The organism is Pseudomonas sp. DF5, assembly GCF_058148225.1.
Window position 1 is genome coordinate 76,344 of the sequence record NZ_JBYVYM010000010.1, and the last position, 12,866, is coordinate 89,209.

9 protein-coding genes are annotated in these 12,866 nt (G+C 60.4%); 5 read left to right on the top strand and 4 right to left on the bottom strand.

What is annotated here, in order from left to right; translation table 11 throughout:
• Positions 1 to 60 precede the first annotated feature (60 nt).
• Complete coding sequence (locus tag AC30D7_RS11525; protein ID WP_019579912.1) at positions 61 to 1,989, top strand: transglycosylase SLT domain-containing protein; 1,929 nt, start codon at positions 61 to 63, stop codon at positions 1,987 to 1,989.
• 79 nt (positions 1,990 to 2,068) lie between these two features.
• On the opposite strand, the gene AC30D7_RS11530 is transcribed toward AC30D7_RS11525, so the two are convergent.
• Entirely contained in the window at positions 2,069 to 3,853 is a 1,785-nt protein-coding gene (locus AC30D7_RS11530) for an ABC transporter transmembrane domain-containing protein (RefSeq protein WP_490134140.1), read from the bottom strand.
• Positions 3,854 to 4,121: 268 nt separating this feature from the next.
• Between AC30D7_RS11530 and AC30D7_RS11535 the strand changes: the two genes are divergently transcribed.
• Positions 4,122 to 4,301, top strand: a complete 180-nt coding sequence (locus tag AC30D7_RS11535; protein ID WP_018925311.1) for a PA1571 family protein — start codon at positions 4,122 to 4,124, stop codon at positions 4,299 to 4,301.
• Between the two features lie 156 nt (positions 4,302 to 4,457).
• Here the strand turns inward: AC30D7_RS11535 and pdxB are convergent, their stop codons facing one another.
• A complete protein-coding gene (gene pdxB, locus AC30D7_RS11540; protein ID WP_490134141.1) occupies positions 4,458 to 5,600 on the bottom strand; it encodes a 4-phosphoerythronate dehydrogenase PdxB in 1,143 nt (380 codons plus the stop codon).
• 335 nt (positions 5,601 to 5,935) lie between these two features.
• Between pdxB and AC30D7_RS11545 the strand changes: the two genes are divergently transcribed.
• Positions 5,936 to 7,345 (top strand): MATE family efflux transporter, encoded by a 1,410-nt coding sequence (locus AC30D7_RS11545; RefSeq protein WP_490134142.1) that lies wholly within the window; start codon positions 5,936 to 5,938, stop codon positions 7,343 to 7,345.
• Between the two features lie 47 nt (positions 7,346 to 7,392).
• On the opposite strand, the gene tusA is transcribed toward AC30D7_RS11545, so the two are convergent.
• Together tusA and rlmM are read right to left on the bottom strand one after the other, a co-directional pair.
• Positions 7,393 to 7,644: a sulfurtransferase TusA gene (gene tusA / locus AC30D7_RS11550; RefSeq protein ID WP_007907805.1), complete on the bottom strand. Its 252-nt coding sequence runs from the start codon at positions 7,642 to 7,644 to the stop codon at positions 7,393 to 7,395.
• 77 nt (positions 7,645 to 7,721) lie between these two features.
• Positions 7,722 to 8,795 carry a 23S rRNA (cytidine(2498)-2'-O)-methyltransferase RlmM gene (rlmM, locus tag AC30D7_RS11555; protein WP_490134143.1) on the bottom strand — a complete coding sequence of 358 codons (1,074 nt, stop codon included), beginning with the start codon at positions 8,793 to 8,795 and terminating at the stop codon, positions 7,722 to 7,724.
• 222 nt (positions 8,796 to 9,017) lie between these two features.
• On the opposite strand from rlmM, the gene acnA reads away from it, so the two are divergent.
• Together acnA and AC30D7_RS11565 are read left to right on the top strand one after the other, a co-directional pair.
• Entirely contained in the window at positions 9,018 to 11,759 is a 2,742-nt protein-coding gene (acnA, locus tag AC30D7_RS11560) for an aconitate hydratase AcnA (protein WP_064619107.1), read from the top strand.
• A gap of 295 nt (positions 11,760 to 12,054) precedes the next feature.
• Positions 12,055 to 12,846, top strand: a complete 792-nt coding sequence (locus AC30D7_RS11565; RefSeq protein WP_490134144.1) for a CPBP family intramembrane glutamic endopeptidase — start codon at positions 12,055 to 12,057, stop codon at positions 12,844 to 12,846.
• Positions 12,847 to 12,866 lie beyond the last annotated feature (20 nt).

The following is a 12,866-nucleotide window of genomic DNA, read 5'->3' on the forward strand; positions in this document are numbered from 1 at the left end:
ACAGATAATTAGGTGCCGGTTTTATCGGCACTTGTCATGATTTCTCTGCCCGGATGTCTCATGCGCAGTCGCCTTTTCAGTCTTTTTTCATGCTTGCTTCTTACAGCCGCTGCCGTTCAATCCGCCCAGGCGGTAGACCTGTCTACCCAACGACAATATTACGACGAAGCCAAGCGTGCCTTGGCCAAGGGCGATTCCGGCCCATATTTCCGTTATAGCCAGGCGCTCAGCGATTATCCGCTGACACCCTACCTGGCCTATGACGAACTGACCGCGCGACTGAAAACCGCGAACAACGCCGAAATCGAGAGTTTCCTCGCCGAACATGGTGACCTGCCGCAAGCCAACTGGATGAAATTGCGCTGGCTGCGCTGGCTGGCTGAACGCGGCGATTGGGAAACGTTCGTCAAATATTATGACCCCAAGCTCAATTTCACCGAACTGGACTGCCTGAACGCGCAGTATCAGATCAGCCATAACCGTAAGGCCGAAGGTTACGCCAACGCTGACAAACTCTGGCTGAGCGGCAAAACCCGGCCCGAGGCATGCGATGCAGTGTTCGGCATGTGGGCCGCCGATGGTCAACTGACTGAACAGAAACGCTGGGAACGCACCAAGCTCGCCGCCCAGGCCGGCAACTACCCGCTGGCCAACAGCCTGATCAATGGCCTGACGACCCTCGCCCCGCGCGGTCGCCTGCTGGTGGATGTGGCGCAGAAACCAGAACTGCTGAATCAGCCGTCGCGCTTTACCCCGGCCGATGAGCCGATGTCCGACATCGTCAGCCTTGGCCTGCGCCGCCTGGCCCGTCAGGATCCGGACAGGGCCATGGCCCTGCTCGACGGCTACGCCAGCAGCATGCACTTCTCCCGGGACGAGAAAGTCGCGATCGCCCGGGAAATCGGCCTGACCCTCGCGCGTCGTTTTGACAGCCGCGCACTGGACGTGATGACCAAATACGACCCGGAACTGCGGGACAACACCGTTTCGGAATGGCGCTTGCGCCTGCTGTTGCGCCTGGCTCGTTGGGACGACGCCTATCAGTTGACCCGCCGCCTGCCTCAGGACCTGGCCACCACCAACCGCTGGCGTTACTGGCAGGCTCGCACCCTGGAGTTGGCGCAGCCACAGAATCCACAAGCGCAAACGCTTTACAAGGGCCTGGCTCGCGAACGCGACTTCTACGGCTTCCTGGCGGCCGATCGTTCGCAGTCTCCCTACTCGCTGATCAACAAACCGCTGATGCTCAGCCAGGCACTGATCAACAAAGTGCGCAATACACCAGGCGTGCGACGCGCCCTGGAATTCCATGCACGCGGGCAGATCGTCGACGGCCGACGCGAGTGGTACCACGTCAGCCAGCATTTCAGTCGGGACGAAATGGTCGCCCAGGCGAAACTGGCCTATGACCTGAAATGGTATTTCCCGGCAATCCGCACCATCAGTAAGGCGCAGTACTGGGACGACCTGGACATCCGCTTCCCGATGGCCCACCGCGATACCCTGGTGCGTGAAGCCAAGGTCCGTGGCCTGCACTCGAGCTGGGTGTTCGCGATCACTCGTCAGGAAAGCGCCTTCATGGACGACGCCCGTTCCGGCGTTGGCGCCAGCGGCTTGATGCAACTGATGCCCGGCACCGCCAAGGAAACCGCGCGCAAGTTCAGCATTCCCCTGGCCTCGCCACAGCAAGTGCTCGATCCGGACAAAAACATCCAGCTCGGTGCCGCTTATCTGAGTCAGGTCCACAGCCAGTTCAACGGCAACCGCGTCCTCGCCTCCGCCGCCTACAACGCCGGCCCCGGCCGCGTGCGTCAATGGCTGCGCGGCGCAGATCACCTGAGTTTCGATGTGTGGGTGGAAAGCATCCCGTTCGACGAAACCCGCCAGTACGTGCAGAACGTGCTGTCGTACTCGGTGATCTACGGGCAGAAACTCAATTCACCGCAGCCATTGGTGGATTGGCATGAACGTTACTTTGACGATCAATGAGCCTGCTTTGAAACGCTGACAAAAATGCCCGCATCGATTGATGCGGGCTTTTTTTATGGTGCTCGACTTGGTCGGTTATTTAGTCGGCTACTTGGTCGGTTGGAGCATGGCGCCCATCATTGAACTGCAACGCCGCCAATCGCGCATACAGCGCATTGCTCGCAATCAACTCCTGATGCGTCCCCACCGCCACCAGTTTCCCTTGATCCATCACCGCGATCCTGTCGGCGTTTTTCACTGTGGCCAGTCGATGGGCGATGACCAGCGTGGTGCGGTTTTTCATCAGGCTGGGCAGGGCTTGCTGGATCAGGTGCTCGCTCTGGGCATCGAGGGCGCTGGTGGCTTCGTCCAGCAGCAGGATCGGCGCGTCCACCAGCAGCGCCCGGGCGATGGCCAGGCGTTGGCGTTGGCCGCCAGACAAACCGAGACCCGCGTCGCCGAGGTGCGTCTGGTAGCCGTTGGGCATTTGCTCGATGAAGTCGTGGGCATAGGCGATTTTCGCGGCCTCCTGAACCTGAGCCGAAGTCGCCGTCGGGTGGCCATAACGAATGTTCTCTTCGATGCTGCCGAAGAACAGCGCCGGGGTTTGCGAGACGAGGGCGAAGCAACGACGCAAGTCCAGAGGATCGAGTTGGGTCAGCGGCACACCGTCCAGCAGGATGCGTCCTTCGGCAGGGTCGTAAAAGCGCAACAGCAGGTCATACACCGTCGATTTACCGGCACCTGACGGCCCGACCAGGGCGAGGGTCTCGCCGGCGTTGATCGTCAGACTCAAACCATCGACGGCATAGCTTTCAGGACGCGACGGGTAGGAAAAGCGTACATCTTGCAACACCAGATCGCCCCTCACCCGCTCAGGCAAAGTCACCAGCCCATGGGTCGGTGGCTGGATGATGTTTTCCGAACGCAACAGCTCGGCAATCCGCTCCGCCGCGCCCGCTGCTCGCTGCAGTTCGCCGATCACTTCACTCAAGGTGCCGAAGGCGCCGCCGACGATCAGGCTGTAGAAGACAAACGCTGCCAGTTCGCCTGCGGAAATCCGCCCGGCGATCACATCCATGCCGCCGACCCAGAGCATTACCCCGACAGCCCCCAACACCAGCAGGATCACCAGGGTAATCAACCAGGCCCGCTGGAAGATGCGCTTGCGGGCGGTATTGAACGCCTCTTCCACGGTCGCGGCAAAACGCTGCTCGTCCTGCACCTGATGGTTGTAGGCCTGCACGGTTTTGATCTGACTCAGGGTTTCGGAAACATAACTGCCGATATCGGCAACCCGATCCTGGCTCTGTCGCGATAGGGTGCGCACCCGGCGACCAAAAATCAGGATCGGCGCGACCACCAATGGCAACGCGACCACTACGATGCTGGTCAGCTTGGGGTTGGTGATAAACAGCAAGACAATCCCGCCGATTACCATCAGCCCGTTACGCAGGAACAGCGACAGCGAAGAGCCGATCACCGATTGCAGCAGCGTGGTGTCGGCAGTCAGCCGTGACTGGATCTCGGAGCTGCGGTTGTCTTCGTAAAAGCCCGGATGCAGGTAGACCAGGTGGTTGAACACCTGACGACGGATGTCCGCGACAACGCGCTCGCCGATCCACGACACCAGATAAAACCGCACAAAGGTGCCGATCGCCAGACCGATCACCAGCAACATGAACAGGCCGATGGATTGATTGAGCAAATGCGTCGACTGAGTCATGAAACCCTGATCCACCAGCAGGCGAATCCCCTGCCCCATCGACAAGGTGATGCCAGCAGTGACAATCAACGCCAACAAGGCGCCAAAGGCCGGCCAGCGATAAGGCTTGATGAAGCGACCGGCCAGACGAACAGCGCGGCGGTGACGGGCAGAGAGCATGAAGATCATCCGATGATGCAACCAATGGTTTTTGATCCGATCAAGCCTACACCGGTCAATCGGGTTGAACGCTGTAAATCACAATGAGTAACGTTAATTATGACCTCCAAGACTAGTGGCTAGAGATTATTGGTCTAAAGTCCGGGTGGAAACGTCAGGGTATTTCTGATGGACTGAAGAGGCCGACCTGAAAGATCGCAGGGAGTTGTCACAGCCCGGTCACCTGGCGGTTTTACAGTAAGTGCACAACCTGATGAGGAGACAGGCCATGTCCTTGCAAAACAGCAGCGATGACAAGATTCAAGTGATCCGCACACAACCAGACCAGTCTCTGGGTTGCTCGATTATTGATGAGGATGGGCGCGAAGTACCGATCACTGAAAGCATGATCCAGGACGCTTGCCGCGAACTGGAAAAGCGATTGGTCAAGCCTGCCGAACAAAAGTGATATAGCCACCGTCTTCTTGACCCGGCCCTGTTGGCCGGGTTTTTTATGGGTGCCTTTTGAGGGGGCAAGCCCGCTCCCACAGGGTTACCGCGACTCCAAAATTGATGCATGACCTGTGGGAGCGTGGCTTGCCCGCGATTGGGCCGACACGTTTCTTCAGACCGCCAAAGCCCCCAAAGCCGCGACGATCTTCTGCAACACCGGCGAATCCCCCTCAATCCGCACCTTCAACCCATCAATCTCACGTCGCAGCGGGTAATGTTTGCGCAGTGCATCGAATGCTGCACGTTGTTCGCTCACATTGCCGACAAGGCTGCGGCGAAAATCCGCGTCATCACGACGCGGGTCGTACACGCCACGGCACAACATCGCCAGCGCCCAGGCCGGATCAGTCTCGGCGTTCAATGTCACGGCCGACAACCACGGTGCCGGCAGCAAATCGTTCAGGCTGATCTGTTCCGGTTGCCCAAGAAATTTGCAAAATGCCTGATAGATCTGCGCCGTCCCACGCTGTTTGCCGTCGAGGCTGTAGCCGGCAATGTGCGGCGTCGCGATGACACACAACTCCGCCAGCGCTACATCGACTTCAGGTTCAGCCTCCCAGACATCCAGCACCGCTTGCAGATCTTCACGTTGCAACAGTACTTGGCGCAGGGCGGGATTATCGATCACCGGGCCACGACTGGCGTTGATCAGCCAGGTGCCAGGTTTGAGTTGGTTCAAACGGTTCTTGTCGAACAGATGCCAGGTGGCCTGAGGGCCTTGTTTTTCCAGCGGCGTGTGCAGACTGATGACGTCGCATTGCGCGATGATCTGCTCGAGGCTGACGTAATCGCCCCCTTCAGCAGCTTGCCGTGGTGGATCGCAGACCAGCACGTTCCAGCCCAGGCCTTGCAGAACCTTGACCAGGCGCCCGCCCACCTCGCCGGCACCGACCACGCCGTAAGTACGCTGAGTCAGGTCGGCACCTTCGATTTCGGCCAGGGTCAGCAAGCTACCCAGCACGTAATCGACCACACCCCGGGCATTGCAGCCTGGCGCGCTGGACCAGGTGATGCCGGCCTGCTGAAAGTAATCCAGGTCCAGGTGATCGGTGCCGATGGTGCACGTGCCGACAAAGCGCACCTTGCTGCCTTCGAGCAATGCGCGATTGACGTTGGTCACTGAGCGCACCAGCAGCACATCGGCCTGTTCGACGGTGGCGCGGTCGATGGAACGTCCCGGCACTCGGCGGATTTCACCGAAACCTTCGAAGAAGGCATCGAGCAGCGGGATATTTTCGTCGGCAACAATCAACATGGCAGGCTCCTTTGGCGGACCGGCAGTTTAGGCGCAGATGGAGGTGATGAGCCAGCAGGTATTAAGCACCTTAGTTGCCCCCCTGTGGCGAGGGGGCTTGCTCCCATCCGGCTGCAAAGCAGTCGCAAAGACTGATGCCGCGGTGTGTCTGAAGGAACTGGACAGCTGCTTTTGGGGCTGCTGCGCAGCCCAGCGGGAGCAAGCTCCCTCGCCACAGGGAGTGGGGGATGCCTGTAAAACTGATTACAAATCCGCAACACAGGTTTTTTCCTGACCACTGTGTCAAGGCGTAGAATGCGCCGCCTCGCGCATCAAAATCCTTTGGACGTTTCGCCTTGAATTCCGTGACCGACCCCACCGCCGCTATTTCCCTCAACCGCCCGGCCCGGGTTCGCCTGGAGCTGAAAAACCTGCTCGGCCTGGCGTTGCCGATCATGATCGCGCAACTGGCGACCACCGCCATGGGCTTCGTCGATGCGGTGATGGCGGGACGGGTCGGGCCTCGCGATCTTGCGGCCGTCGCGTTGGGCAACTCGATCTGGGTGCCGGTGTTTCTGTTGATGACCGGTACGCTGCTGGCCACCACCCCGAAAGTCGCTCAGCGCTTCGGTGCCGGCACTCACAGCGAGATTGGCCCGATCGTGCGTCAGGCCTTGTGGTTGGCGCTGGTGGTGGGTTTGATGGCGACCGGCCTGCTGTTCAGCGCCGAACCGATCCTGCATTTCATGAAGGTCGATCCCGAGCTGATCGGCCCGTGCATGCAGTACCTGCACGGCATTGCCAGCGGCCTGCCCGCCGTCGCGTTCTATCACGTATTGCGCTGTTTCAGTGATGGCCTGGGTCGCACGCGTCCGGCCATGGTCCTTGGTTTGTGCGGGCTCGCGCTGAATATTCCGCTCAATTACATCTTCATCTATGGCCACTTTGGTGTGCCGGCGATGGGCGGTGTCGGCTGCGGCTGGGCCACGGCAATCGTGATGTGGGTGATGGCGCTGGGGATGGCCGGCTGGGAACGGTGGGCGCCAGCCTATCAGTCGAGCCAGTTGTTCAGCCGTTTCGACTGGCCCCAGTGGACGGTGATCAAACGTTTGCTGGGCATCGGCCTGCCAATCGGCATCGCCGTTTTCGCCGAGTCGAGCATCTTTGCGGTGATCGCCCTGCTGATCGGCAGCCTCGGCGCCACGGTGGTCGCCGGGCACCAGATCGCCCTGAATTTCAGCTCACTGGTGTTCATGATCCCCTACTCCCTGGGCATGGCCGTGACCGTGCGGGTCGGCCAGGCACTGGGCCGTGAAGAACCACGCGAAGCTCGCTTCGCCGCCGGGGTCGGCATGGGCACGGCACTGGCTTATGCGTGTATTTCCGCAAGCATGATGCTGTTGCTGCGTGAATCCATCGCCGCAATCTACACCGCCGATCCGACGGTGATTCACGTAGCCGCGATGCTGATTGTGTACTCGGCGCTGTTCCAGTTTTCCGATGCGATCCAGGTGACAGCGGCCGGCGCACTGCGCGGCTATCAAGACACGCGAGTGACGATGATCCTGACGCTGTTCGCTTATTGGGGCATCGGTTTGCCGGTGGGTTACGCCTTTGGCCTGACCGATTGGTTCGGCGCGCCGAGTGGCCCGAGCGGGCTGTGGCAGGGTTTGATCGTCGGCTTGAGTTGCGCGGCGCTGATGCTGTCGATCCGCTTGGCGCGCAGCGCACGCAAACGGATCCGCATCAGCCGTTCGGCCGGTTAAGCGAGCGCAAAAAAAGGGCCTGCACATGCAGGCCTTTTTTGTGCCCGTTAAGCGAGTTTCTTGCGGATCCAGTACAGGTAGGTGCCTGCCTCTTCGTGCTGCGCCACCAACTCGTGGTCGAGGAACACGCAGAACTTGGGAATGTCGCGACGGGTCGACGGGTCGGTGGCGATCACCTTCAGCAGGCCGCCGGGCACCAGGTCACGGATGTGCTGGTGCAGCATCATCACCGGTTCCGGGCAATTGAGGCCGGTGGCGTCGAGGGTGCCGTCGACCGGCGTATCGATCATTTCACTCATGGTTTACTCCTGAAACTTGCCGGCATTGTCGCGCATTGCCGGGTGTTCGGTCACCTGTGGGAGCGGGACCGTGTGAATCAGCGGGATTTCGGTTTTTTCACGTCAAGCCGGCGCAAATGGCAGGTCACTTCTTCACGGTCGTGATACAGCTGCTTGCAGCCGATTTCAACCCGGATGCCCCGCGCCTTGAACCCCTCGGCAATACGCTCCAGCAAGCGCTTCACTTCGGCATAACGCTGTTTCATCGGCAGCTTGAGGTTGACCACCGCTTCCCGGCAATGCCCCTCGCCAATCCATTCTTCCAGCATCGCCGCGTTGCGCGCCGGCTTCTCGACAATGTCGCAGACCATCCAGTCCACCGGCTGCTTGGGCTTGAAGGTGAAACCGTCGGCCATCAAGTGCTGCACCAGACCGGTATCCATCAGGCTTTCGGCCATCGGGCCGTTGTCGATGGCGGTCACCAGCATGCCGCGGTTGACCAGTTGCCAGGTCCAGCCGCCAGGGGCAGCGCCGAGGTCGACACCGGTCATGTCGCTGTGCAGACGCTCATCCCACTGGTCGCGGGGAATGAAATGGTGCCAGGCCTCTTCCAGCTTCAGCGTCGAACGGCTCGGTGCTTCACGGGGGAACTTCAGGCGTGGAATGCCCATCGGCCACATCGCCGAATTGTTCGACTCCGCCAACCCCATGAACACTTCCCGGCCGCTCTTGAAGGTCAGCAGCAGCCGCGGCTTGTGGGCGTCTTCCACCAGTTTGCCGGCTGCCATCAACGCCTTGCGCAGGTGCACTTCAAACTTCTTGCAGAAATTCGACAGCTCTTTGCCATCGTTGGTGTCGACCATTTCCAGCCACAGGCTGCCACACAGCGGGAAGTCCGCCATGTGGGCGAGGATCACGCTGATGCGGTCGGTTTCCGGCAGATCAATAAAGATCCCACGGGCCCACTGGCGCGGGAAGATCAGGTCGGCGAAACGCTGGCCACGCATCAGGCGCTCGGCACCGTCTTCTTCGGTGCAGATGAATTCGGCATAGGCGCTGGCGGTCTTGGCCTTCGCATAACCGGCCACGTTCAGCCGCGCGGCATGTTCGGAAATCTCGGAACAGACTTCGCCTTCGAAGCCCGGTCGGCAATGCATAAAGAGGGTGTTCATTCTTACTCCTGGGCAGTTGGCGGAAAAATTGCGCCACTGCGCGATGCCCAGACTTGCGTTGAAGCAAAGCCTGTCACGAAAACCGGCGCATGATAGCCGAGTTCGGAACCTTGGACTTGCCCTTAGGGTCCAGTTATTAGCCTTAAGCACCAAACAGGACTAGGTTTAAACCTCTGCCCGTCCCTCAGTCCGTAGCCGTGTGGACTTAAAGGAGTCATTTCAATGCCGTCCCTCGATAGCCTGAAAACCCTTAAAACCTTACAAGTCGACGACAAGACCTATCACTATTTCAGCCTGCCCGAAGCCGCCAAGAGCCTGGGTGATCTGGACAAGCTGCCGATGTCGTTGAAAGTGCTGCTGGAAAACCTGCTGCGCTGGGAGGACGAAAAAACCGTCACCGGCGCCGACCTCAAGGCGATTGCCGCCTGGCTCAAGGAGCGTCGCTCCGATCGCGAAATCCAGTACCGCCCGGCACGGGTATTGATGCAGGACTTTACCGGCGTCCCCGCCGTGGTCGACCTGGCCGCCATGCGCGCCGCCATGGCCAAGGCCGGTGGCGACCCGCAGCGCATCAATCCGCTGTCGCCGGTGGACCTGGTGATCGACCACTCGGTGATGGTCGACAAGTTCGCCAGCAGTAGCGCCTTCGAACAGAACGTCGACATCGAAATGCAGCGCAACCACGAGCGCTACGCCTTCCTGCGTTGGGGCCAGAGCGCCTTTGCCAACTTCAGTGTGGTGCCGCCGGGCACCGGCATCTGTCACCAGGTGAACCTTGAGTACCTGGGGCGTACCGTCTGGACCAAGGATGAGGACGGGCGCACCTATGCCTTCCCCGACACATTGGTCGGCACCGATTCCCACACCACCATGATCAACGGCCTCGGCGTACTCGGCTGGGGCGTCGGCGGGATCGAAGCGGAAGCGGCGATGCTTGGTCAACCGGTGTCGATGCTGATTCCGGAAGTGATCGGCTTCAAACTCACTGGCAAGCTCAAGGAAGGCATCACCGCCACCGACCTGGTGCTGACCGTCACCCAGATGCTGCGCAAGAAAGGCGTGGTCGGCAAATTCGTCGAGTTCTACGGCGACGGCCTCGCCGACCTGCCGCTGGCCGACCGCGCGACCATCGCCAACATGGCCCCGGAATACGGCGCCACCTGCGGCTTCTTCCCGGTGGACGAGGTGACACTGGAGTACCTGCGCCTGTCCGGCCGCACCTCGGAAACCGTGAAACTGGTGGAGGCCTACAGCAAGACCCAGGGCCTGTGGCGCCTGCCCGGCAAAGAGCCGGTGTTCACCGACAGCCTGGCCCTGGACATGGGCAGCGTCGAGGCCAGCCTCGCCGGACCGAAACGCCCACAAGACCGCGTCTCGTTGCCGAATGTGGCGCAAGCGTTCACTGACTTTCTCGGCCTGCAAATCAAACCGACCAGCAAGGAAGAAGGTCGCCTCGAAAGTGAGGGCGGCGGTGGCGTCGCGGTAGGCAACGCCGATCTGATCGGTGAAGCGGACTACGCCCACGAAGGCCATACGCATCGGCTGAAAAACGGTGCGGTGGTGATTGCCGCGATCACCTCCTGCACCAACACCTCCAATCCCAGTGTGATGATGGCAGCCGGACTGGTGGCGAAAAAAGCCGTGGAAAAAGGCCTCAAGCGCAAACCCTGGGTCAAGAGCTCCCTGGCCCCCGGTTCGAAAGTGGTCACCGACTATTACAAGGCAGCCGGTCTGACCCAATACCTCGACCAACTCGGTTTTGCCCTGGTCGGTTATGGCTGCACCACCTGCATCGGCAACTCCGGGCCGTTGCCGGAGCCGATTGAAAAAGCCATCCAGAAAGCCGACCTGACCGTCGCCTCGGTGCTGTCGGGCAACCGCAACTTCGAAGGCCGCGTGCATCCGCTGGTGAAAACCAACTGGCTGGCCTCCCCGCCCCTGGTCGTCGCCTACGCGCTGGCCGGCACGGTGCGCATCGACATCAGCAGCGAGCCATTGGGAAACGACAAGGACGGCCACCCGGTTTACCTGCGAGACATCTGGCCGAGCACCAAGGAGATCGCCGACGCGGTGACTCAGGTGAACACTGCGATGTTCCACAAGGAGTACGCCGAAGTGTTTGCTGGTGACGAACAGTGGCAAGCCATCGAAGTGCCGCAGGCAGCGACTTATGTCTGGAACAACGATTCGACCTATATCCAGCATCCACCCTTCTTCGATGACATTGGCGGCCCTGCGCCGGTGGTCAAGGATGTCGAAGGGGCGAAAGTCCTCGCGCTGCTCGGTGACTCGGTGACCACCGACCACATCTCCCCGGCCGGCAACATCAAGACCGACAGCCCCGCCGGCCGTTACCTGCGCGAACAAGGGGTGGAACCGCGGGACTTCAACTCCTATGGCTCGCGTCGTGGTAACCACGAAGTGATGATGCGCGGCACCTTCGCCAACATCCGCATTCGCAACGAAATGCTCGGTGGTGAAGAAGGCGGCAACACGATTTACATTCCGACCGGGGAAAAACTGCCGATCTACGACGCGGCCATGCGTTACCAGGCATCGGGCACGCCGCTGGTGGTGATCGCCGGGCAAGAATACGGCACTGGATCGAGCCGTGACTGGGCGGCCAAGGGCACCAACCTGCTGGGGGTCAAAGCCGTCATCGCAGAAAGCTTCGAGCGGATTCACCGTTCAAATCTGGTGGGCATGGGCGTGTTGCCGCTGCAGTTCAAGCTGGATCAGAACCGCAAGAGCCTGAACCTCACCGGCAAGGAAACCCTGGACATTCTTGGCCTGACGGGCGTCGAACTGACTCCGCGGATGAACCTGACGCTGGTCATCACCCGTGAAGACGGCAGCCAGGAGAAGGTCGAGGTATTGTGCCGGATCGATACCCTGAACGAAGTGGAGTACTTCAAGGCCGGAGGGATTTTGCATTACGTGTTGCGGCAGTTGATTGCCTCGTAACAGCGACTGACAACGACACCGCCTTCGGGCGGTGTTTTTGTTTGGGCGGCATACGCCTCTATAATCGCGTGCCCATCAGTTTTGTGTCGATCACAGATCAAATGTGGGAGCCCTGTGGCGAGGGGGCTTGCCCCCGTCGGGCTGCGAAGCAGTCCCAAAATATCTGATGTACCAAAAATCTTGTGAGTGCTACGCACTCAAACGGGGCGGTGCGGCGTTCCGACAAGCCCCCTCGCCACAGGTCGCTCCCACATAGGCCGGGCAACCTGCAGAACCTCTGAAACAAGGACTTCAAATGATCGCTCTGCCATGGATCTATCTGGCACTTCTCTCCCTCGGCTACAGCCTGGCTCTGATCTATGGCCATCTCGGCTGGCTGGCGGCCATCTCTTTCGGGTTACTGCTGTTCGCAGGTTTCGCCGTTCGCCAGCAACAGATTCCGCTTGGCCGATACCTCGGCCATGGCTTGTTCATCGTTCTGGCGGTGGCGCTGGCGACGCATTGGCTTCCCGGTTTCTACAACGGACGCGCCATCGATCCCCAGCGTTTCACCGACGATGCCGCGCGGTTCGCCATGTACCTGAATCTGGACAAGCCCCTGATCGGCTTCTGGCTGTTGCTGGTTTGTCCGTGGATTATCGGCCGGCGCTCCCTGCGCCTGTCTGTTTACGCCACCGCCCTCGCCTTGCCCGTGAGCGCCGTGTTGGCCCTGGGTGGCGCGCTATTGCTGGGCGTCATCGGTTGGGCACCGAAATGGCCGGATCAGGCCTGGCTGTGGGTGCTGAACAATCTGTTGCTGGTGACGCTGGTGGAAGAAGCGCTGTTTCGCGGCTATATCCAGGGCGGTCTGAGCCGGCAGTTCAAACACCTGCCTTATGGCGAAAGCCTCGCACTGGTGCTCGCATCGATGCTGTTCGGCCTCGTTCATCTGGGCGCTGGCTGGCAATGGGTGCTGCTGGCGAGCCTGGCGGGTATCGGTTATGGCCTGGCCTACCGTTTCGGCGGATTGGGGGCGGCCATCGCCACCCATTTTGGTTTGAATCTGCTGCATTTCGGCTTGTTCACGTATCCGATGCTCGCGGGATGACGCAGCGGTCGTTTTGCGAC

Coding starts and splice junctions, on each gene's coding strand:
- AC30D7_RS11525 (WP_019579912.1), top strand. CDS start 61: ATGCGCAGTCGCCTTTTCAGTCTTTTTTCATGCTTGCTTCTTACAGCC.
- AC30D7_RS11530 (WP_490134140.1), bottom strand. CDS start 3,853: ATGCTCTCTGCCCGTCACCGCCGCGCTGTTCGTCTGGCCGGTCGCTTC.
- AC30D7_RS11535 (WP_018925311.1), top strand. CDS start 4,122: ATGTCCTTGCAAAACAGCAGCGATGACAAGATTCAAGTGATCCGCACA.
- pdxB (WP_490134141.1), bottom strand. CDS start 5,600: ATGTTGATTGTTGCCGACGAAAATATCCCGCTGCTCGATGCCTTCTTC.
- tusA (WP_007907805.1), bottom strand. CDS start 7,644: ATGAGTGAAATGATCGATACGCCGGTCGACGGCACCCTCGACGCCACC.
- rlmM (WP_490134143.1), bottom strand. CDS start 8,795: ATGAACACCCTCTTTATGCATTGCCGACCGGGCTTCGAAGGCGAAGTC.
- acnA (WP_064619107.1), top strand. CDS start 9,018: ATGCCGTCCCTCGATAGCCTGAAAACCCTTAAAACCTTACAAGTCGAC.
- AC30D7_RS11565 (WP_490134144.1), top strand. CDS start 12,055: ATGATCGCTCTGCCATGGATCTATCTGGCACTTCTCTCCCTCGGCTAC.